21 protein-coding genes are annotated in these 20,182 nt (G+C 74.8%); 10 read left to right on the forward strand and 11 right to left on the reverse strand.

Annotated elements, in window-relative coordinates:
* Positions 1-26 precede the first annotated feature (26 nt).
* The 4 genes from MJ876_RS06575 to MJ876_RS06590 all read left to right on the forward strand — a co-directional run bounded on the left by MJ876_RS06575 (position 27) and on the right by MJ876_RS06590 (position 4,105).
* Entirely contained in the window at positions 27-674 is a 648-nt protein-coding gene (locus MJ876_RS06575; protein ID WP_240235428.1) for a TetR/AcrR family transcriptional regulator, read from the forward strand.
* Positions 671-2,335: an MFS transporter gene (locus tag MJ876_RS06580; RefSeq protein ID WP_240235429.1), complete on the forward strand. Its 1,665-nt coding sequence runs from the start codon at positions 671-673 to the stop codon at positions 2,333-2,335. Before MJ876_RS06575 ends, MJ876_RS06580 begins: the two co-directional genes overlap by 4 nt.
* Positions 2,336-2,539: 204 nt before the next feature.
* Positions 2,540-3,640 (forward strand): NAD(P)-dependent alcohol dehydrogenase, encoded by a 1,101-nt coding sequence (locus MJ876_RS06585; protein ID WP_240235430.1) that lies wholly within the window; start codon positions 2,540-2,542, stop codon positions 3,638-3,640.
* Between the two features lie 12 nt (positions 3,641-3,652).
* A complete protein-coding gene (locus MJ876_RS06590; protein ID WP_240235431.1) occupies positions 3,653-4,105 on the forward strand; it encodes a YdeI/OmpD-associated family protein in 453 nt (150 codons plus the stop codon).
* On the opposite strand, the gene MJ876_RS06595 is transcribed toward MJ876_RS06590, so the two are convergent.
* The gene (locus MJ876_RS06595) at positions 4,102-5,370 is read right to left on the reverse strand and encodes an FAD-dependent oxidoreductase (RefSeq protein ID WP_240235432.1); all 1,269 of its coding nucleotides are present in this window, start codon (positions 5,368-5,370) and stop codon (positions 4,102-4,104) included. The genes MJ876_RS06590 and MJ876_RS06595 overlap by 4 nt on opposite strands.
* Before the next feature lies 1 nt (position 5,371).
* On the reverse strand, positions 5,372-5,959 hold the full coding sequence (locus MJ876_RS06600; RefSeq protein WP_240235433.1) for a peroxidase-related enzyme: 588 nt from the start codon (positions 5,957-5,959) through the stop codon (positions 5,372-5,374).
* Positions 5,960-6,049: 90 nt separating this feature from the next.
* Between MJ876_RS06600 and MJ876_RS06605 the strand changes: the two genes are divergently transcribed.
* A complete protein-coding gene (locus MJ876_RS06605; protein ID WP_240235434.1) occupies positions 6,050-8,296 on the forward strand; it encodes a glycoside hydrolase family 3 C-terminal domain-containing protein in 2,247 nt (748 codons plus the stop codon).
* 52 nt (positions 8,297-8,348) lie between these two features.
* On the opposite strand, the gene MJ876_RS06610 is transcribed toward MJ876_RS06605, so the two are convergent.
* The 3 genes from MJ876_RS06610 to MJ876_RS06620 all read right to left on the reverse strand — a co-directional run bounded on the left by MJ876_RS06610 (position 8,349) and on the right by MJ876_RS06620 (position 10,806).
* Positions 8,349-9,296, reverse strand: a complete 948-nt coding sequence (locus tag MJ876_RS06610; RefSeq protein ID WP_240235435.1) for a hypothetical protein — start codon at positions 9,294-9,296, stop codon at positions 8,349-8,351.
* 114 nt (positions 9,297-9,410) lie between these two features.
* Positions 9,411-10,391 (reverse strand): D-erythronate dehydrogenase, encoded by a 981-nt coding sequence (gene denD, locus MJ876_RS06615; RefSeq protein ID WP_240235436.1) that lies wholly within the window; start codon positions 10,389-10,391, stop codon positions 9,411-9,413.
* A 4-nt stretch (positions 10,392-10,395) separates the two neighbouring features.
* A complete protein-coding gene (locus MJ876_RS06620) occupies positions 10,396-10,806 on the reverse strand; it encodes a nitroreductase/quinone reductase family protein (protein ID WP_240235437.1) in 411 nt (136 codons plus the stop codon).
* A 179-nt stretch (positions 10,807-10,985) separates the two neighbouring features.
* On the opposite strand from MJ876_RS06620, the gene MJ876_RS06625 reads away from it, so the two are divergent.
* Positions 10,986-12,380, forward strand: coding sequence for an MFS transporter (locus MJ876_RS06625; protein ID WP_240235438.1), 1,395 nt, complete (start codon positions 10,986-10,988; stop codon positions 12,378-12,380).
* Here the strand turns inward: MJ876_RS06625 and MJ876_RS06630 are convergent.
* Both MJ876_RS06630 and MJ876_RS06635 read right to left on the reverse strand, forming a co-directional pair.
* Positions 12,355-13,032, reverse strand: a complete 678-nt coding sequence (locus MJ876_RS06630) for a DedA family protein (protein ID WP_240235439.1) — start codon at positions 13,030-13,032, stop codon at positions 12,355-12,357. The genes MJ876_RS06625 and MJ876_RS06630 overlap by 26 nt on opposite strands.
* Positions 13,033-13,056: 24 nt before the next feature.
* Positions 13,057-13,812, reverse strand: a complete 756-nt coding sequence (locus MJ876_RS06635; RefSeq protein WP_240235440.1) for an ABC transporter permease — start codon at positions 13,810-13,812, stop codon at positions 13,057-13,059.
* Positions 13,813-13,931: 119 nt separating this feature from the next.
* Here MJ876_RS06635 and MJ876_RS06640 point away from each other — a divergent pair, with 119 nt between their 5' ends.
* Both MJ876_RS06640 and MJ876_RS06645 read left to right on the forward strand, forming a co-directional pair.
* On the forward strand, positions 13,932-15,353 hold the full coding sequence (locus tag MJ876_RS06640; protein ID WP_240235441.1) for an amidase: 1,422 nt from the start codon (positions 13,932-13,934) through the stop codon (positions 15,351-15,353).
* A gap of 48 nt (positions 15,354-15,401) precedes the next feature.
* Complete coding sequence (locus tag MJ876_RS06645) at positions 15,402-16,580, forward strand: RtcB family protein (protein ID WP_240235442.1); 1,179 nt, start codon at positions 15,402-15,404, stop codon at positions 16,578-16,580.
* Positions 16,581-16,620: 40 nt separating this feature from the next.
* On the opposite strand, the gene MJ876_RS06650 is transcribed toward MJ876_RS06645, so the two are convergent.
* Positions 16,621-17,202, reverse strand: a complete 582-nt coding sequence (locus MJ876_RS06650) for a hypothetical protein (protein WP_240235443.1) — start codon at positions 17,200-17,202, stop codon at positions 16,621-16,623.
* Positions 17,203-17,319: 117 nt separating this feature from the next.
* On the opposite strand from MJ876_RS06650, the gene MJ876_RS06655 reads away from it, so the two are divergent.
* Positions 17,320-18,108: a PaaI family thioesterase gene (locus MJ876_RS06655; protein WP_240235444.1), complete on the forward strand. Its 789-nt coding sequence runs from the start codon at positions 17,320-17,322 to the stop codon at positions 18,106-18,108.
* On the opposite strand, the gene MJ876_RS06660 is transcribed toward MJ876_RS06655, so the two are convergent.
* Positions 18,109-18,855, reverse strand: a complete 747-nt coding sequence (locus MJ876_RS06660; protein ID WP_240235445.1) for a SurA N-terminal domain-containing protein — start codon at positions 18,853-18,855, stop codon at positions 18,109-18,111. It lies immediately after the preceding gene.
* Positions 18,856-18,891: 36 nt separating this feature from the next.
* A complete protein-coding gene (locus tag MJ876_RS06665) occupies positions 18,892-19,338 on the reverse strand; it encodes a MarR family winged helix-turn-helix transcriptional regulator (RefSeq protein ID WP_240235446.1) in 447 nt (148 codons plus the stop codon).
* A gap of 69 nt (positions 19,339-19,407) precedes the next feature.
* Between MJ876_RS06665 and MJ876_RS06670 the strand changes: the two genes are divergently transcribed.
* Positions 19,408-19,773 (forward strand): VOC family protein, encoded by a 366-nt coding sequence (locus tag MJ876_RS06670; protein ID WP_240235447.1) that lies wholly within the window; start codon positions 19,408-19,410, stop codon positions 19,771-19,773.
* 44 nt (positions 19,774-19,817) lie between these two features.
* Here MJ876_RS06670 and MJ876_RS06675 read toward each other — a convergent pair whose 3' ends face one another.
* The gene (locus MJ876_RS06675) at positions 19,818-20,141 is read right to left on the reverse strand and encodes a putative quinol monooxygenase (protein WP_240235448.1); all 324 of its coding nucleotides are present in this window, start codon (positions 20,139-20,141) and stop codon (positions 19,818-19,820) included.
* Between the last annotated feature and the right edge of the window lie 41 nt (positions 20,142-20,182).

Consider the following 20,182-nt stretch of genomic DNA (forward strand, 5'->3'; position numbering starts at 1 on the left):
TCGTTCCATCGAGTGGTAGGGGTCACATGACGCCGGGCGAGGTCGACACCGAGGAGCGGACCGTCCGTCCGCGGGTGGCCGGCGAGCGTGAGCAGGAGATCCTCGACGCCGCCCTGACCGTCCTGGCCGACGTCGGCTACGACCGGCTCACGATGGACGCCGTCGCCGTGGCGGCCCGGGCCTCCAAGGCCACGCTGTACCGGCGGTGGGCCGCCAAGCCGGAGCTCGTGATCGAGGCGCTGCTGTCGCAGAAGGCCACGCCGGAGCCGGTCGACACCGGCAGCCTGCGGGGCGACCTGCTGGCGATGTTCTGCACCCCCGGCGGTCTCACCGACAGCCGCCAGGCCGCGGTGATGAGCAGCGTGATCACCGCCATCGGCCGCGACCCCGAGTTCGCCGCCGCGTTCCGACGCGACTTCGTCGGCCCCAAGGCCGACCTCGTCGTCCGCGTCTTCCGCCGCGCGCAGCACCGCGGCGAGCTGCACCCCGACGCCGACGTCGACCTGCTCGCCACCGCCCTGCCCGGGATCGTCCTGCACCGCCGCTTCTTCCTCGGCGAGAAGCCGGACGAGGCCCTGGTCACCCAGGTCCTCGACCACCTCGTGCTCCCCGCCGCCACGCACGGACCCGTCACCCACGCCACCGCCACCACAGAACCGAAGGACACCCCGTGACCGACATCGCCTCGTCGCAGCCCAGCGCGGCCGACGACGTACCGACCTCCACCGAGGGGGACGAGAAGGACCTCCACCTCGGGTGGGCCCTCGTGCTGATCTCGCTGGCCCAGCTGATGGTCGTCCTCGACGGCACCATCACGAACATCGCCCTGCCGTTCATCGGCACCGACCTCGGCATCGACCAGGCCAACCTGTCCTGGATCGTCACCGGCTACGCGCTCGCCTTCGGCGGCCTGCTGCTCCTCGGCGGGCGGCTCGGCGACCTCTACGGACGCCGCCGCATCTTCGCCACCGGCCTCGTCGTGTTCGCGATCGCGTCTCTGCTCGGCGGCTTCGCGCAGAACGAGGCGATGCTCCTGGGCTCGCGCGCCCTGCAGGGCCTCGGCGCCGCGATGGCCGCCCCCGCCGCCCTGGCGCTGATCACCACCACCTTCCCGGCCGGACCCGCCCGCAACCGCGCCTTCGCCGTGTACGCCGCGATGTCGGGCGCCGGCGCCGCCGTCGGCCTGATCCTCGGTGGCTACCTCACCGGCCTCGACTCCTTCGTGGGCGTCGAGATGTCCGGCTGGCGGCTGACCTTCCTCATCAACACCCCCATCGGCCTCGCCGCGGCGTTCCTGGCCCCCCGCTTCCTCCGTGAGTCCGAGGCACGACCCGGTCAGATGGACATCCCGGGCGCCGTCACCGGCACCCTGGGCCTCGTCGGGCTGGTCTACGGGCTCACCCGAGCGGGCGACGAGCGGTACGGCTGGGGCGACACCTGGACCCTCGCCAGCCTCGGCGCCGGAGTCGCGCTGCTCGTGCTGTTCGTCGTCCTGGAGTCGCGCCGCGAGCACGCCCTGCTGCCGATCCGCATCTTCCGCAACCGCACCCGGGCCGCCAGCTTCGTCGCGATGCTCGTCGCGCCGGCGGCGATGTTCGCGATGTTCTACTTCCTCAGCCTGTTCATCCAACAGGTCGTGGGCTACTCCTCGCTGCGCACCGGCTTCGCCTTCCTGCCCTTCTCGGTCGGCATCGTGATCGGCGCCGGCCTGTCGTCCAACCTGGTCAACCGCATCGACCCGCGCTGGATCGCCGGCGTCGGCACGCTGCTCGCCGCAGCCGCGCTGTTCATGTTCTCCCGTCTCGACGTCGCCGACACCCCGCGCGAGGTGCTGGGCGCCCTCGCCGCGGGCGACCCGGCCGGCGCCGACATCAACTACTGGGCGCACCTGCTGCCGTGGATCGTCCTCATGGCGGTCGGCATGGGCATGACGTTCGTGCCGCTCACGCTCACCGCGGTGCACCACGTGCGCGCCGAGGACTCGGGCATCGGCTCCGGCGTGCTCAACACCATGCAGCAGATCGGCGGCGCCCTCGGGCTCGCGGCGCTGAGCACGGTGGCGCTGGCCTACACGAACGACCGCGAGGACGCCGTCCGCGCACCGCTCGAGGCCGGCCTCGCCCAGGGCGGCGTCGACCCGTCGGCGCTCGTCCCCGGCACCAACCTGAGCCTCCTCGACGCGGCGACCTTCCAGGCGTCGTTCACCGAGGGCGCCACCCACGCGTTCCTCATCGGGTCGTTCATGATGCTGCTGGCCTCCGCCGTGGTCTGGATCTTCCTGACCGTGAAGCACGACGAGCTCGCCACCGACGGCCCGCCGGTGCACGCCGGCTGACCTGCTCCGACCGGATCTGTGGCGGACATGACCCCGAATCCGGGGTCATGTCCCGCGGGGGCCCCACCCCCCCCCCGGGGGGGGGCCCCCCCCCCCCCCCCGGCGGCCCCCCCCCCCCCCCACACATGGCTCCGTGAACTCACGACCGCCGAGGTGCACACACCGGGGCTAGGTTGGCGGGCACCCGAGCCCGAGGAGACAACCGTGAAGGTCACCGCCGCCGTCGTGCCCAGCAAGGGCGAGCCGCTCGTGATGCAGGAGCTCGAGCTCGACGACCCACGACCCGGTGAGGTGCGGGTCAGGATGGCGGCGAGCGGGATCTGCCACACCGACGCGATCGTGCGGGACCAGTGGTACGAGGTGCCGCTGCCCGCCGTCCTCGGCCACGAGGGCGCCGGCGTCGTCGAGGCCGTCGGCGAGGGCGTCAGCCGTGTCGGGGTGGGCGACCACGTCGTCATGAGCTTCGCGAGCTGCGGGCAGTGCGACCTCTGCCTGAGCGGGCACCCGGCGTACTGCGCCTCCTTCTACGACCTCAACTTCTCCGGACGCCGCCCCGACGGCAGCGCGGCGTACACCGGGGACGACGGCGGGACCGTCACGTCGCACTTCTTCGGCCAGTCCTCGTTCGCGACGCACGCGAACGTCTACGAGCGCTGCCTGGTGAAGGTCCCCGACACCGCTCCCCTCGAGCTGCTCGCCCCCCTGGGCTGCGGCATCCAGACCGGGGCGGGCGCGATCCTCAACCGGTTGGACCCGCCCGCCGGGTCCAGCGTGGTCGTCTTCGGGGCGGGCGCGGTCGGGATGGCCGCGGTCCTCGCGGCCGTGGTCGCCGAGGCCGGCACCGTCGTCGCCGTCGACCCGGTCGCCTCGCGCCGCGCGTTCGCCGAGGAGCTCGGAGCCACCCACACCGTCGACCCCACGGACGGCGACCCCGTCGAGCGGATCCGCGAGATCACCGGCGGCGGGGCGGACTTCGCCCTCGACACCACCGGCGTCCCGGCGGTGTTCCGGCAGCTGTCCGACTGCCTCGGCACCCTCGGCCACGGCGCCATGGTCGGCGCGACCACGCCCGGCACCGAGGGCGCCGTCGACATCGGCACCACGCTGCTGTCCGGCCAGACGCTGCACATGGTCATCGAGGGCGACGCCGTCCCGCAGGTCTTCGTGCCGCGGCTCATCAGCCTCTACGAGCAGGGCCGCTTCCCGTTCGACCGGCTCGTGGAGCACTTCGACTTCGCCGACATCAACGACGGCTTCGCCGCGAGCGAGTCCGGCGAGGTGCTGAAGCCGGTCGTCCGGTACTGACAGGACGACGACGTGGGCTCACCGACCGTGCAGACCTTCACCACGACGCTCGAGGCCACCGGCGGCAACAACGTCGGCATCGTCGTGCCCGACGCGGTGCTGGAGGCGCTGGGGCGCGGCAAGCGCGTGCCGGTGCGGGCCACCGTCGACGGCTACACGTGGACGACGACGACCGGGTCGACGGGCGGTCGCGTGCTCGTCTCCTTCAACGCCGAGACGCGGAGGGCGACCGGGCGCGGCGCAGGCGACGAGGTCGAGGTCCGCCTCGAGGTGGACGACGCCCCGCGCACCGTCGAGGTCCCCGAGGCGCTCGCCGCCGCGCTGGACGCGCAGCCCGGGGCCCGGGCGGCCTTCGACGCGCTCGCGCCGAGCAGGCGCAGGGCCCACGCCCAGGCCGTGGCGTCGGCGAAGGCCGAGGCCACCCGCGACCGGCGGATCGCGGCGGTGCTGGAGTCGTTGGCCTAGTCCGACGGACCGGCCGGGCGCCGGGCCCAGCCGGGCACCCGCTCGGGACGGGGTCCGACCCCGATCAGGGTGGCGGGCACGCGGGTGAGCGCCGGCAGCCGGCGGACCAGCCGGACCAGGGGCGCGGGCAGACCCTCGACGTGTCCCGCGACGGCCGGCTCGATCAGGCGGCGGTGCAGGACCCGCTGCAGCGTCTGGATCGCGACGGTCGGCATCCGGCGCCTCCGCTCGACGGCGGCCACGGCGGCGGTCGGCCACGCACCGCGGGAGAAGGCGCCCGTGCGCAGCGGCGTGGCGAGGAGCCGGGCGGCGGCGATCGCGTCCTGGATCGCGAGGTTGACCCCGACCCCGCCGACCGGCGACATCGCGTGGGCCGCGTCGCCCAGGCACAGCACGCCCGGCGCCGCCCAGCGCCGCAGCCGGTCGAGGCGCACGTCGAGCACCTTCACCTCGTCGAGGGACTCCACGGCGGCGAGGTCGCCGGCGAGCTCCGGCACGATCGCCGCGATGCGCCGGCGGAACGCGTCGAGACCCTCCGCGCGGAGCTCCGCGTCGCGGCCCTTCCGGTCGAGGTACGCCGCCTGCAGGTAGCCGCGGCGCGGGATCCCGATCAGCACGCCCGCCGGCGTCAGGCGCGGCACCAGCGACCCCGCCACGCGGTGCCGCGTGGGGATGCGGAACCACCAGACGTCGAAGCCGACCCTGAACGAGCGGACGGCGAGCCCGGAGGCCTCCCGCACCACCGAGGTGCGGCCGTCGCACGCGACCACGAGGTCGGCGGCCAGGCTGCCGGGGCCCGTCGGGGCGTCGTACGCCACGCCCGTCACGCGGCCGGCGGGACCGCCCTCGCGGAGCAACCCGGTGACGGCGTGCTCGCGGCGCAGCGTGAACGTCGGCTCGGCGGCGGCGGCGTCCGCGAGGAGGTCGAGCAGGTCCCACTGAGGCACCATCGCGACGTAGGGGTGCGGCTCGCGCAGCCGGCCGAAGTCCGCCATGACGACGTCGCCGGACGGCGTCGGGACCGCGACCTGCCGCAGCCGCGTCTGCGGCAGCGCGTCGAACCGCTCGAACAGCCCGAGGTCCTCGAGCGCGGTCAGCGTGGAGGGGTGGACGGTGTCCCCGCGGAAGTCGCGGAGGAAGTCGGCGTGCTTCTCCAGCACGGTGACCTCGACGCCCGCGCGGGCCAGCAGCAGCGCGAGCACGAGCCCCGCCGGGCCGCCGCCGACGACCGCGCAGGTGGTGCGCTCCCCCTCCCCGGCGTCCACCTCAGGACCTCGGCACCCGGCCCAGCAGGTAGAACTCCGGGTTGGGCCGGATGTTCGCGACGTTCGCGAGCCGGTTCGACATGCCGAAGAACCCGGCGATCGCGGCGATGTCCCAGACGTCCGCCTCGGTGAAGCCGTGACCGGCGAGGGTGGCGAAGTCACCCTCCCCCACGTCGTACGACGCGGTGGTGACCTTCACGGCGAAGTCGAGCATCGCGCGCTGGCGCTCGGTGATGTCGGCCTTGCGGTGGTTGACCGCGACCTGGTCGGCGACCAGCGGGTCCTTCGCGCGGACGCGGAGGATCGCGCCGTGGGCGACCACGCAGTACTGGCAGCGGTTGAGGTTGGAGGTCGCGACCACGATCATCTCGCGGTCGGCCTTCGACAGGTTGCCGTCGGACTCCATGAGGGCGTCGTGGTAGGCGACGAAGGCCCGGAACTCCGCGGGCCGGTGGGCGAGCGCGAGGAAGACGTGGGGGACGAAGCCCGACTTCTCCGCCACGGCGAGGATGGTCTCGCGGACGTCGGCCGGCACGTCGGCGAGGTCGGGCACGGGGAAACGGCTGACGCTCGGGTCGCGGTCGGTCATGACGTCTCCTCGCGGTCGGGATGTGCCGGCCCGGGCACGATAGGCCCGACCGCCCCCTCCGGCTCCGGCCGGACGACGCGAGGAGCACCCGTGGCCCACCCAGCGCTCTCCCGGCTCACCCTCGAGGAGAAGGCGGGGCTGCTGTCCGGCGCCTCGTTCTGGCGCACCCGCGGGGTCGAGCACGCCGGGGTCGAGGCCGCCGTCCTCACCGACGGCCCGCACGGCGTCCGGCTGCAGCGCGGGGCCGGCGACCACCTGGGCCTGGACGACAGCGAGCCCGCGACGAGCTTCCCCACCGCCGCGGCGACCGGCTCGTCGTGGGACCCCGACCTGCTGCGGGAGATGGGCGCCGCCCTCGGGCGGGAGGCGCGGGCGCTGGGCGTCGACGTGCTGCTCGGGCCCGGGGTCAACCTCAAGCGGTCGCCGCTGTGCGGGCGCAACTTCGAGTACGTCGCCGAGGACCCGCTGCTCGCCGGCGTCCTCGGGGCGGCGTGGGTGGAGGGCGTGCAGGCCCAGGGCGTGGGCGCCTCGGTGAAGCACTTCGCCGCCAACAACCAGGAGACCGACCGGATGCGGGTGTCCGTCGAGGTCGACGAGCGGACGCTCCGCGAGACCTACCTGCCCGCCTTCGAGCGGGTGGTCACGCAGGCGTGGCCCGCCACCGTGATGTGCTCCTACAACCGGGTCAACGGCACGTACGCCTCGCAGCACCCCTGGCTGCTCACCGACGTGCTGCGCGACGAGTGGGGCTTCGACGGGTACGTCGTGTCCGACTGGGGCGCCGTCGTCGACCCCGTCGCGGCCGTCGCCGCCGGGCTGGACCTCGAGATGCCCGGCACCGGTGGGCGGAGCCCGGCCGCCCTCGTCGCGGCGGTGCGCGCCGGCGCGCTGGAGGAGGCCGTGCTGGACACCGCGGTCGAGCGGGTCCTCGGCGTCCACGAGCGGCTGCGGGCGGGACGCGCCGGCGAGGTGCCGGCCGTCGACCACGACGCCCACCACGAGCTCGCCCGTCGGGTCGCGGTGTCGTCGACGGTGCTGCTGTCGAACGACGGCGGGCTGCTGCCGCTCGACCCCGCGTCCGGCGGCACCATCGCCGTCGTCGGGGAGCTCGCCACCACCCCGCGCTACCAGGGCGCGGGCAGCTCGAAGATCGTCCCGACCCGGCTCGACACCGCCCTGCGCGCGCTGCGGCAGCGCACGGACCGCGAGGTGCTCTTCCAACCCGGCTACAGCCTCGACCCGGACCCTCGCGACGACGTCGACGAGGACCTCCACGAGGACGCGGTGACCATCGCCGAGCGCGCGGACGTCGTCCTGCTGTTCCTCGGCCTGCCGCCGCAGGACGAGTCGGAGGGCTTCGACCGCACCCACCTGTCGCTGCCGGCGACGCAGCTGCGGCTGGCCGAGCGGGTCCTGGCCACCAACCCCCGCACCGTCGTCGTCCTCGCGAACGGCTCGGTCGTGACGCTCGACGGGGCCGTCGGCCGCGCGCCGGCCCTGCTCGAGACATGGCTGGCCGGGCAGGCGGGCGGGTCGGCGACGGCCGACGTCCTGCTCGGCCGCGACGAGCCGGGCGGGCGGCTCGCCGAGACGATCCCCCTGGCGCTGGAGCACACCCCGGCCCACCTGAACTGGCCCGGCAGCGACGGCGTGGTGCGGTACGGCGAGCGGGTGTACGTCGGCTACCGCCACTACGACGCCACCGACCGCGAGGTCGCCCGCCCGTTCGGGTTCGGGCTGGGCTACACGACGTTCTCGTACGACGACCTCGTCGTCGAGGTCGACGACCCGGCCGTGGCGCGGGCCCGGGTCGAGCTGTCGCTCACCAACACCGGTTCGCGCGGGGGCAGCGAGGTCGTGCAGGTCTACGTCGAGGACGTCGAGGCGTCGGTCGACCGTCCGCCGCGCGAGCTGCGGGCGTTCACCAAGGTCCACCTCGCCCAGGGTGAGCAGCGCACCGTCGTGCTCGACCTCGACGAGCGGGCGTTCGCGTTCTGGTCGCCCACCGGCTGGCGGGTCGAGCCGGGCACGTTCCGCGTCTGGGTGGGGTCGAGCTCGCGCGACCTGCTGCTGCACGCCGACCTCGAGCTCGCCGTCCCCGCCCCGGTCGACCGCCTGGACGAGGCCTCCACCCTCGACGAGTGGCTCGCCCACCCCACCGGCGGGCCCGTGGTCCGCGCCGCGCTCGGGGCCGTGCCCGGCGCCGACGCGATGGTCACCGACCGCGGGACCCGCGCCCTCGTCGGCCCGATCCCGCTGCGGACGCTGCTGGGGATGACGGGCGGCGACACCGACCCGGACGCCGCGGTCACGGCGCTGCTGGCGCAGGTGTCGTGAGCATCGGCGGAGGCCATCGGTGTCTCTGAGAGACAACGATCACCTCCGCTGATCAGGCGCAACGCGGGCAGGGGTGCGGCTCACCCGTCCACCCGCGCTGTTGCAGGATGCGCCCGACCCGCACAGCGGTCGCGCACGGCCGGCCCAGCACCTGGCCGTGGCCGAGCCGAGCGGTGACGAGCCCGTCGACGACGGCGTCCAGGTCGCGGTCGAGGTCGCGGTCGCGGTCGTGCAGACGGGTGTGGTCCGCGCGGCCGTCGAGCTCGATGACGACGCCGAAGGCGCGATAGAGGACGTCGCGGAAGATCGCGCCCCGCGAGGAGGCCCTCACCTGTCGTCCGGCGCGCGGCAGGCCGTGTGCCCGCTCGACGTCCCGCAGGTAGGCCCGTTCCAGCACGGAGCAAGCGCCCTCGTCGAGGTCGGCCACCACCGCTGCGAGGATGCGGCGGCGGCGCTGCCGGTGCCGTCGTCCGAGGGTCTCGGCGAGGCGCGCCGCCGTGGTCCGCCGGGCGCAGACCACCTCGGCGAGGACCGCGAACGTGGCCAGGTCGTCGTCCGCGGCCCCGGCGACGTCGAGGGCCGCCTCCTCGAGACGGACCCGGGGAGGCCGGCGGTTCCACTGCACCCGGGCGTCCAGGTGCCGCGTCTGACCGATGACCACACCCTCGGGCGGTTCGAGGGTGCGGCCGTGCTCGACCTCCACCGCGATCGGCGCCCGGGCGTCGAGCTGCCTGGAGGCACCCAGCGTCGCGAGCAGGGAGGAGGTGCCGGCCAGTGCTGCGGGCGCGGCGTACAGGACGGCGGCCCACGCCCGCTGGCACCACGTGGGCTCACCGGTGTGGTCGACGTACACGCCCGGGTGGACCGTCACCAGGAGGCGGTGCCGGAGCCAGCAGCGCAGGTCCGAGCCCGTCGCACCGAGCCCGATCAGCTGCCGCCGTGACACGACACCGTCCTGCTCCGCGAGGAGCGAGGTGACGGGGGGCGGCAGGGCGGGCACGAGGCGAGCGTCGCCGTTCGGCGCTCGGCCCGCCAGCGGCTCTCCACAGCCCCTCGACGGAGGCGATCGCTGCACCTGGGAGACACCGATCGCCTCCGTTGCCGCGGGTGGAGGTCAGCGCCGCCCGGCGCCGCGCTGGTCCAGGAACTCGGCGACGACCTCGTCGAACGAGGCGGGCGCGGTGAGGCCGAGGGCCTCGGCGCGCGGGGTGACGAACACGCCCGGCCAGCTGCCGACGATGGCCTCGACGGCGGGGTCCGGCTCCCAGTCGAGCAGGTCGGCAGCGCCCGGCACCGCGCGGTCCAGCGCGGCGGCCATCTCGGCCGGCGTCACGGTGAGCGACGGCAGGTTCATCGCCGTCCGGCTCCCCCACGTCTCGTCGTCGACGGCCGCGGCGCGGAGGATCCCCTCCAGCGTGCGCGCCGGGGAGGACAGGGCGACGGGGAGGTCGGGTCGCACGGGCACGACGGCCCGCTCGCCCGCCACCGGCTCCCGGACCATCGACGACAGGAAGCTCGACGCCGCCGCGTTCGGCCGTCCCGGGCGCACCGTCACGGTCATCAGCCGCACGGACCGGCCCCGGACGAAGCCCTTGCGCGCGTAGTCGGCGACGAGCTGCTCCCCGACGTACTTCTGGACGCCGTAGCTCGACTGCGGGCGCGGCATCGTGTCGTCGTCCACCACGTCCGGGGGCGGGTGCGCGGGGTCGGCGCCGAACACCGCGAGCGAGCTGGTGAACACCAGCACGGGCGGCTCGGGCCGCGCCCGGCACCACTCGAGGACGGCGCGCGTGCCGTCGAGGTTGACCCGCACGCCGAGGTCGAAGTCCTGCTCGGCGGCACCGCTGACGACACCGGCGAGGTGCAGGACGAGGTCGGCGTCCTCCAGCCCGCCGAGCGTGTCGGCCAGCTCGCCGGTGCGGACGGCGACCCGCGGGTCGGCCACGACGTCGTCCGGCGGCCCCACGAGGTCGAGCACCTCGACGCGGCTCACGTCCGCCGGGGCGGCGCCGCCGACGGCGACGGGCTCGGCCAGCAGCCGGCGGACGAGCGCGGCGCCGAGGAAACCGGCCCCGCCCGTGACGACGACGCGCACTGCCCTAGCGCCGGGTGAGGGCGAGGACGGGGATGGTGCGGGTCGTCCTCTCCTCGTAGGAGCGGAAGCCGTCGCTCATGTCCGTGAACTTCCGCCACGCGGTGTCACGGTCGTCGCCGGTCAGCTCGGTGACGTGCACGTCGACGACGCCGTCGTCCGGGGTCTCGATCGTGACGTCGGGGTGGGCGAGCAGGTTGTGGTACCAGGCGGGGTTGTCGGGCGCCCCGGCCTTGGAGGCCGCGACGAGCCAGGTGTCCTCGGAGTCGCGGACCGGCACGAGCGGCGTGACGCGCTCCGTGCCAGACCGGGCCCCGACGTGGTGGACGAGGATCAGCGAGCGGCCGAAGCCCGCCGTCGTGACCGTGCCGTCGTTCTGGCGGAACTCGGCGATGACCTGGCTGTTGAAGTCACTCACGCCGTCCACTCTGCCGCCTCGGTCACCGCGGCGCCACGACACCGCGGTGAGAGGTCCCGCCGACCCCCTCCTCGCCCGAGGCGATGGCGCGGGGACGGTCTCAACTTGCCCGGCAACAGGCCGACCCTTCAATCTCTAGCGAGTCACTACTGTTAGTCCGTCGACCCGCAGGAGACCCCGTGACCGTCCACGACGTCCCCACCGACGCGCCCCGGCCCGCCGGCACCGCCGCCGACGACGGGCCCGACCCACGCCGCGTCGCCGCCGCGTCGTCCGTCGGCGCCGTCATCGAGTGGTACGACTTCTTCCTCTACGGCACGGCCGCGGGCCTCGTCTTCGACCGGCTCTACTTCAACGGCCTCGACGGCCCCGCCGCGCAGTTCGCCGCGTTCGGCACGTTCGCCGTCGGCTTCGTGGCCCGCCCCGTCGGCGGGCTGATCTTCGGCCACTTCGGCGACCGGGTCGGCCGCAAGAAGATGCTGATCTGGACGCTGCTGATCATGGGCCTCGGCACGACCGCGGTCGGCCTGCTCCCGACGTACGACCAGATCGGGGTGTGGGCGCCGATCCTGCTCGTCGTCCTGCGCATCCTCCAGGGCATCGGCATCGGCGGCGAGTACGGCGGCGCCGTGCTGCTGGCGGTCGAGTTCGCCCCCGAGGAGAAGCGGGGCTGGTTCGGCAGCTTCGCGCACATCGGCGTGCCCGGCGGGCTCTTCCTCGCCTCCGGGGCCTTCACGATCGCCAGCCAGCTGCCCGACGAGCAGTTCCTCGCGTGGGGCTGGCGTGCCTGCTTCGTCGTGTCGATCGTGCTGCTGGCGGTCGGCGCGTGGATCCGCCTGAGCATCGCCGAGACGCCGTCCTTCCAGAAGGTGCAGGAGCAGAAGCACGTCAGCGCCACCCCGGTGCTCGACGTGATCCGCTCGCAGCCGCGCCACCTGCTGCTGGGCATGGGCACCCGCTTCATCGAGGGCTTCACCTTCAACCTGTTCTCGGTGTTCTTCCTCGCCCACGCCGTCAACGTCGTGGGGGTCGACCGCTCGACCGTGCTCGGCGCGATCATGGTCGGCGCCGCGCTGGGCGTCGTCCTGGTGCTCGTCTCGGGCGGGCTGTCCGACCGGTTCGGCCGCCGCCCGGTCTTCGCGGTCGGCGCCGTCGCCGGGCTGCTGTTCGCCGTCCCCGCCACCCAGCTCGTCGCCGGCGGCACCGCGTGGGGGGTCCTCCTCGTCATGGTCGGCGGCCTCGGCGTCGTGTACGGCGTGGTCTACGGCCCGCTCGCGGCGTTCTGGAGCGAGCTGTTCGACACCCGCTACCGCTACTCGGCGCTGTCGTTCCTCTACCAGATGTCGGGTGTCGTGGCCTCGGGCCTGACGCCGCTCGTCGCGGTGTGGCTGGTGCAGCGCGCGGACGGCGGCCTCGGCCTCGTCGCCGCCTACGCGGTCGGGGTCGCGCTGCTCAGCCTCGTCTGCGCCTGGCTGCTCCCGGAGACCCGCGGTCGCGACCTGGCCACCGACGAGGTCGCCCCCGTCACCCAGCCCGTCACCCGGCCCGTCACTCGGTCCGCGGCGCGCGGCTGACCACCCGGCGGCGCACCCCCCACCAGGCCAGCACCCCGAGCACGACGACGCCGCTGACGAGGGCGGCGTACCGCTGGAAGACCTCGATGAGGCCGACCGCCTGCTCCCCGACGGCGTAGCCGAGGCCGATCACGACCGTCGCCGCGAGCGTGACGCCGAGCAGGTTGAGCAGGAGGAAGACCGGCAGCCGCATGCCGCCGGTCCCCGCGACGGCGTAGACGAGCTGGGGCGGCACGGGGATGAACTTCGCCAGCACCACCCCGGCCGGGCCGAGGCGGTGCATGGCCGCGTGCGTCCGCTCGATGCGCTGCGCGCGACGGCGGCTGTCGTTGCGTCGGGTCAGGAGCTCGAGCGCCCGGTCGCCCCAGCGGCGTCCGGCGAGCCAGTAGAGCCAGTCGGAGGCGAGCCACAGCGGGATCGCGGCCCCGATCGCCAGCAGCCACGGGGTGTCGCCGACCCGGACCTCCACGCCCAGGGCCACCTCGGCGACGGTCGAGCCGCTGAGCAGCGTCAGCAGCAGCGGCCGGGTGGCGATCAGCGCGGGGATCAGCGGGAGCATCGCGACCCCGTAGGCGGTGCGGAGGCCGATCCCGGCGAGCAGCAGCTTGTCGACCCGTCCCCAGCCGGGGCCGTCGTCGGGGGCGGCGGTCACGCCACCATCGTGACCGACGACTGGCTACCGGGCGGCCGCCCTGCCCACCAGGCGGCCGCGGGCCACGAGCTCGACGGTGATCGCCACCGCGACGGCCTGGGCGTACAGCAGACCGACGAGCACCAGCAGCTGCGCCGCGCCGGCGTCGACCGCCGACCCACCGCCCAGGAGGACGCCGACGAACGCGCCGGGCAGGGTCACGAGCCCGACCGTGCGGGTCTGGTCCAGGCCGGGCACCAGCGCCAGGCCGGCGGCGGGTCGGCCGAGGAACCGCACGGCCTGCGGCTCCGTGAGCCCGAGCGCCAGGGCGGCCTCGAAGGGGCCGTGCTGCTCGACCAGCCGCTCCGTCACGCGCGTGCCCGCGAGGGTGGTGGCCGTCATCGTGCCGCCGACGACGATGCCCCCGACCGGCAGCACGGCCACCGGCTCGAGCGGTAGGACGCCGAGCAGCAGCGCCGCCCCGACCGGCGGCACCACCCCGGCGGCGACCGGCAGCACCAGCCAGGCCGCGCCCGGGCCGAGCCGGCCGGTGACGCGCCGGTACGACGTCGCGGCGGCCACGCCGGTCATCAGGGCGAGGAAGGCGAGCGTCAGGACCATCGATCGCAGCACCCCGGCGATCACGAGGCTGACGACGGCGAGCTGCACGCCCGCCCGGGCGGAGGCCACCAGCGGGTCACGGACCGTCCCGACCCCGCCGACGCGGACGACGAGGGCCGCCGCGGCGACCAGGACGACCAGCAGGACCAGCAGCGGCCACCCGACCTCGAGGGGGCTCATGGGCCCATGCCACCACGGCGACCCCGCCCGGGGTCGCACCCGGCGCGGGGAGGCACGGCCCGACGGGCACCCACCCAGCGGTGTGCACCGGGGGCGCCGCGCGGTCCTACGCTCGGGCGGTGACCACGACCGCGGGACCGGACGACGACCTCCGCTGGGCCGGGGTGGCAGGGCAGGCGACGGCGGCCCGGGAGGGCCGCGTCTCCTCCGCCGAGCTCGTCGACGCCGCCCTCGCGCACATCGCGGCCCACGACGCTCGGCTGAACGCCTTCACCGTCGTCCTGGCCGACGCGGCCCGGGCGGAGGCTGCCGCCCGCGACGCGGTGCCGGCCGCCGAGCGAGGACCGCTGCACGGCGTCCCCGTCGCGATCAAGGAGGAGGTCGACGTCGCCGGCACCGTGACGACGTACGGCGGTCGCGGCAACAGCACACCCGCTCGGGAGGACGCCGAGCTGGTGCGGCGCCTGCGCGCAGCGGGCGCGGTGGTGGTCGGTCGGACGGCGATGCCCGAGTTCGGGCAGTGGCCCTTCACCGAGTCGGAGGCCACGGGTTCGCGTGGCGCGACCCGCAACCCGTGGGACCTCACCCGCAGCCCGCTCGGCTCGAGCGGCGGGACGGCCGCCGCCGTCGCGGCCGGGCTCGTCCCCGTCGGGATCGGCGGGGACGGCGGCGGGTCGATCCGCCTCCCGTCGTCCGCCTGCGGGCTGTTCGGCCTGAAGCCGCAGCGCGGCCGGGTCACCTCCGCCCCGCACCCCCACCTGTGGTGGGCGCTGGGGACGGCCGGGCCGCTCGCGAGGTCGGTGCTCGACAGCGCCCTGGTGCACGACGTGATCCGCGGCGCCACGCCCTCCGACCGGTTCAGGGCCGGCGACGTCGGCTCGTTCGTCGAGGCCGCCGGGCGAGAGCCCGGCCGGCTGCGGATCGGGGTCTCGGTCGCCTCCCCGGCCCGTGGCGTGCGCCCCGACCCCGAGCACGTCCGGGCCGTCCACGCGACCGCCGACCTGCTCGACCGCCTCGGCCACCACGTCGAGCAGGCGCACCCGACGTACCCGGACACCACGGCCGCCTTCGTGCCGCAGTACGTCGGCGGCGTCCGCCACGAGGTCGCCACGCTCGAGCACCCCCACCTCGTCGAGACCCGGACCCTGGACGTGCTGCGCGTCGGCGCGTGGGCGACCGACCGGGTCGTCGAGTGGGCCGTGCGTCGTGGCGAGGCGATCGCCGCCCGGGTGAACCGCGTCTTCGACGGCTACGACGTGCTGCTCACGCCCGTCGTCCCGCACCGGCCGCCACCCGTCGGCGTGCTGGACGGCGCCCGCCTGCCCCGCGCCGCCCTCCGCTCGCTGCCGGTCACGGCCTACACCGCCCTGTGGAACGTGACCGGCAACCCGGCGGCGTCCGTGCCCGCGGGGTTCGCGACCGACGGGCTGCCCCTCGCCGTCCAGCTCGTCGGGCCGCCGGACGGCGAGCCGGTGCTGCTCTCGCTCGCGGCCCAGCTGGAGCGGGAGCGGCCCTGGGCCGACGCCCGCCCGCCCGCCTGAGGCGAAAACCGGTGTCGCCGGCGGCACCCCTCGGGGACCCTGGTCGGCGTGGTCACGAAGGACAGCACGAAGCGACTGAAGATCTGGGCCTCGATCCTGGAGGACGGCACCCGCCGCCAGGCCGAGGTCTCCGCGAGCATGCCCTTCATCCACCCCCACCTCGCGCTCATGCCCGACGCCCACCTCGGCAAGGGAGCGACGGTCGGCTCGGTCATCCCCACGCTCGGCGCGATCATGCCCGCCGCGGTGGGGGTCGACATCGGCTGCGGGATGATGGCCCTGCGCCTCGACGTCGGCCGCGGTGACGTCGACGGGCTCGACCGGCGCGCGCTGCGGGTGGCGATCGAGGGCGAGGTCCCGGTGTCCGCGGGCGGCTACAACAGGTCCGAGTGGGGTCCCGGCACCGCCGAGCGCATCGCGGCGCTGGAGGGCCTCGCCGTCCAGCGCGGCCTCGACCCCACGTCGTACGCCGCGAACTGGCGGCTGCAGCTCGGCTCGCTCGGCTCCGGCAACCACTTCATCGAGGTGTCGGCCGACGAGTCCGACCGGCTCTGGCTGTTCCTGCACTCCGGCTCGCGGGGCGTCGGCAACAAGATCGCGATGCACCACATCGCCGTGGCGCAGGAGCAGTGCGCGCGGCGGTGGATCACGCTGCCCGACAAGGACCTCGCCTACCTGGTCGAGGGTGAGCCGGAGTTCGACGCCTACGTCGCCGAGCTGGGCTGGGCGCAGGAGTTCGCACGCCTCAACCGCGAGGAGATGATGTCGCGGGTCCTCGCCTGCTTCACGGACTGGACGGGACGCGACGTCGTGGTCGAGCGCGAGGTGCAGTGCCACCACAACTACACCGAGCGGGAGCGGCACTTCGGCAAGGAGGTGTGGCTGTCACGCAAGGGCGCGATCAGCGCCCGGGAGGGCCAGTGGGGCCTGATCCCGGGCTCGATGGGCACCCGCTCGTACGTCGTCACGGGCCGGGGCGACCCGGTCGCGCTGCAGAGCGCCCCGCACGGCGCAGGCCGCACCCACTCGCGGTCGGCGGCGCGCAGGCGGTTCACCGGCGACGACCTGCGGGCCGCGATGGGTGACATCGAGTACCGCGACACCGACGCCTTCGTCGACGAGATCCCGGCGGCGTACAAGGACATCGACCAGGTGATGGCCGACGCCGCCGACCTCGTGCGCGTGGAGCACGTCCTGACCCAGCTGGTGAACGTGAAGGGGGACTGAGCCCCGCGCCGTCGCGACGGCACGGGGCCCGTCCCGCGCCTCAGCCGCCGACCGCCAGCGGCGGGGTCCTCCGCACCTGGTCCCGGGCGTGGCCGGTCTCCGCCCAGACGCCGAAGCGCGCCCGGGAGACGGGGACCCACTCGGTGGTGAAGGAGACCTCCAGGACGCCGGGCCGGCCCGGACGGCCGGGGACCACGTCGACCGACCACTCCTCCGGGTCGGGGACCCGCACGGTGTCGTGGGCACCCTCGCGCAGCTCGGAGGCCTCCAGGTCGCCGGCGTTGTCGACGACCACCGACCAGAACCGGCCGTCGCGGGCCGTCATGGTGACGCCGAGCTCCTGCGACCGCTCCCCGCCGGCGCCGTCCAGGAGCCGTGGCCACGCCACGCGGACCGCCACCGGGCCGTCGTCGGTGCGGGGCGTGAGGTACCGCACCCGCCGCAGGTCCGTGAGGCGACGTGTCTTCGCCGAGCCCATGAACGCGTCGTCGCGGGGGTCGACGACGACGCAACGGAACGCCGACTCGCAGGTCGCCACCGGCGCGGCCGCGACGGGCGCCCCGACCACGGGGGCCAGGCCGAGCACGGCGGTCGGGAGCAGGAGGCGCAGGGAGCGTCGCACGGGGGTCCTCGGTGTCGGGCGGCCGGGCGGTCCGGGCCGAGCGCACCGGGGCCGTCATCGTCACCGGGCCGGGGCGCGTTGTCCAGGCCGCGGCACCGGGTCGGTATACACGTGCCCGTGCCCCCACCCGAGACCGTCGACCAGATGCCCGTCCTCGCCGGCGGCCCGGAGGACCTGTTCCGCCTCGGGCCCGTCACCACCACCGGGGACGGCCTGGCCGGCTCGATGCCGGCGGGTCCGTGGCTCGCCGGCGCCGACGGCTCGACCGCCGCCGGGTCGCTCGGCGTCCTGGTGGACGACGTCCTCGGCTACGCCCTCATCGGGGCGCGGCCCGAGGGCGGGTGGTCGGTCAGCGCCGAGATCACGCTCGACCTCCTCGCCCCGCTGCCGACCTCCGGCGCGATCCACTGCACGGGGACGCTGCTCCACGCCGACGCCCTGGGCGCGTACGCCGAGGGGCGGGTGACCGACGACGACGGGCGTCTGGTGGCCGTCACCAGCCAGCGCGGGCGGTTCGTGCCGCTGGCCTCCGAGCCCGTCCCGGCGTCGTACGAGCCCGTCGCCGACGCCGACGACGCGATCGGGTGGCTGGCCCGGGCCTTCGCCGACGGCGAGCCGTTCGTCGTGCCGGACCTGCTCGCGAACCCGCTCGGGACCGTCCACGGCGGCATGTCGTTCTGCCTGTCGGAGCTCGTCGCCCGTCGGTCGGTGGCGGCCCACCTGACCACGGCGTCGGTCCGGGTCGCCTACACCCGGGGCATCCGCGCCGGCGACACGCTCACCTACGTCACCGACGTCCGTCACGCCGGCCGCTCGCTGGCCGTGATCGACGTGACGGGAGTCGTCGACGGCCGCACCGCGACTGCCGCCCGGGTGTCCCTGCACGCGGGCCCCGGCGCCGCCTGATCAGACGTTCAGCTGGATGTCCGCGTCCTCGCGGAGGTCCTGGGCGAGTCGCTGGGCGACCTGGGCCTGCTCGCGGCCCACGGCCTGCTGGCGCAGCTGGCCGCGCACCTGGTCGAACGGCGGGACCTCCTGCTGCTGGTCCTCACCGAGCTGCGAGTTCAGTTGCTCCTGCTGCTGCCGCGCCTGCTGGTAGAGCGAGCGGAGCTCCTGCGTGGTCGGGTCGAGGGGACCCTCCTCGTCGACCACGAGCCGCTCGATCTGCAGCTGGGTGCCGACCTGGGCGCGGACGTCGTCCTCGGACAGGCCCTGCTCCTCGACCGCGTCGACGAACTCGCGCACGGAGCCGACCTGGTTCTGCTCGGCGAGCTCGCCCAGCTCGGCCTGCACCTGCTGGGGGGTCACCGTGATGCCGCGCGCCTCGGCCTCCTGGCGGAGCAGCTCGGCGTCGACCAGGGCGTTCGCGGTCTGCTCACGCACCGCGTCGACGTCCGGCGTCTGTCCGCCGGCGGAGGCCTGCTGCAGCTGGCCCTCGTACGCCGCGACGAACCGCTCCTTGCCGATCTCGGTGCCGTTGACCTCCGCGACCACGTCGGGGATGTCGCCCAGGTCGGGACCGGCCTCGCTGGAGGACTCGTCGGCCGACGGGGAGTCGGCGTCGTCGCCGGACCCGCCGCCGCAGGCGGTCAGGGTCAGCAGGGCGGCGGCCAGCAGGTGGCCGAGGACGAGCGGAGCACGGCGGATCTTCATCACCCTCGACCGTACGGCGGGATCCTGAGGCGTCGTTCAGGAACCCGCGGCGAGGGCGTCGCGGCACCGGCCGAGGAGCGCGAGCAGCTGGGCGACGTCCTCGTCGGCGAGGTCCCCGGTCATCGTGTCGACCACCCGCCGCACCGCGGCGCCCGCCCCGTCCAGGGCGGTCCGGCCGGCCGGGGTCAGCACGGTCTCCCGCTCGCGGCGCGGGCCCGGGACGTCGGAGCGCTCGAGCATGCCCTGGCGCTCGAGGCCCTGGACCATCACGTTCATCGCCTGACGGGTCACGAACACGCGCCGCGCCAGCTCCGACCCCGTGGCACCGGGTGAGGCGGACAGCGTCTGCAGGCAGGCGTACTGCGCCACGCTCAGGCCGAGCGGTCGCAGCGCCTCGTCCATCCGCTGGTGCAGGACGGCCTGCGTCTCCTTCACGAGCCGGCCCAGCTGCTCGGCGGGCGAGGCCAGTCCGGGGCTTGTCATGTCAAGAGTTTGTCACTACCGTCGGAGTGTCACAACCTTGACACTGACTCTGACCCACGAGGAGCTCCCATGACCATCGGCGGACCCGACTTCGTCTCCTTCCAGGTGCGCGACCTCGACGCGTCGGCGCGCTTCTACGCCGACGTCGTCGGCATGACGCGCATCCCCGTCCCCAACCCCCACGCCGTCGCCTTCTCCGACGGCACGACGACCTTCGCCGTCCGCACCCCCGTCGAGGGCATGGACCTCGACGCCGGCGACCTGGGCCGCGGCATCGGGGTCTGGTTCCGCGACCCCGACGCCGCGGCGCTGCACCGCCGGCTCGTGGACGCCGGCGTGCCGGTGGTGGCGGACCCGGTCGACGGGCCGTTCGGCGTCACCTTCGCCTTCGCCGACCCCGACGGCTACACCGTCACCGTCCACGAGCGGGCCTGAGGCCGGCTCGCGCCCGTCACACCGCGACCGGCGCAGTGGTGGGCTCAGAACTCCGACATCTTGTCCCAGCCGTCGCGGTCGGGGACGTCGACGTAGAGGATGTCGGGCCGCTCGGCGACGTACTGCTTGCTCGGGTCGTGCTCGAGCAGGGCCTGGAAGTGCTCCGAGGCGACGTGCGCCTCGCCGGCGGCGGCGTCGTCGAAGGCCTCGATCGTCAGGACGGTGTCGGGGTCCTCGACGCTGCGGTAGTGCTCGAACCACTTGTTGCCGGGCTCGGCGCGCGTGGCCTCGAGGAAGGGCCGGGCGGCCTCCAGGTAGGCGTCGGCGGTGCCGGGCTTGAGCTTCTTCTTGACGGTGATGTAGATCAACGCGCCGCTCCTCGGGACGTCAGGGATGGGCCTCCAGCATG

Source organism: Nocardioides sp. CFH 31398 (assembly GCF_022436705.1).
In the GTDB taxonomy this organism is placed as follows: Bacteria; Actinomycetota; Actinomycetes; order Propionibacteriales; family Nocardioidaceae; genus Nocardioides.

Excerpts from the sequence above, each read along its gene's own strand:
- MJ876_RS06635 (WP_240235440.1), bottom strand. The coding sequence starts at position 13,812 with ATGAGCCCCCTCGAGGTCGGGTGGCCGCTGCTGGTCCTGCTGGTCGTC.
- MJ876_RS06600 (WP_240235433.1), bottom strand. The coding sequence starts at position 5,959 with ATGACCGACCGCGACCCGAGCGTCAGCCGTTTCCCCGTGCCCGACCTC.
- MJ876_RS06660 (WP_240235445.1), bottom strand. The coding sequence starts at position 18,855 with ATGAAGATCCGCCGTGCTCCGCTCGTCCTCGGCCACCTGCTGGCCGCC.
- MJ876_RS06575 (WP_240235428.1), top strand. The coding sequence starts at position 27 with ATGACGCCGGGCGAGGTCGACACCGAGGAGCGGACCGTCCGTCCGCGG.
- MJ876_RS06665 (WP_240235446.1), bottom strand. The coding sequence starts at position 19,338 with ATGACAAGCCCCGGACTGGCCTCGCCCGCCGAGCAGCTGGGCCGGCTC.
- MJ876_RS06670 (WP_240235447.1), top strand. The coding sequence starts at position 19,408 with ATGACCATCGGCGGACCCGACTTCGTCTCCTTCCAGGTGCGCGACCTC.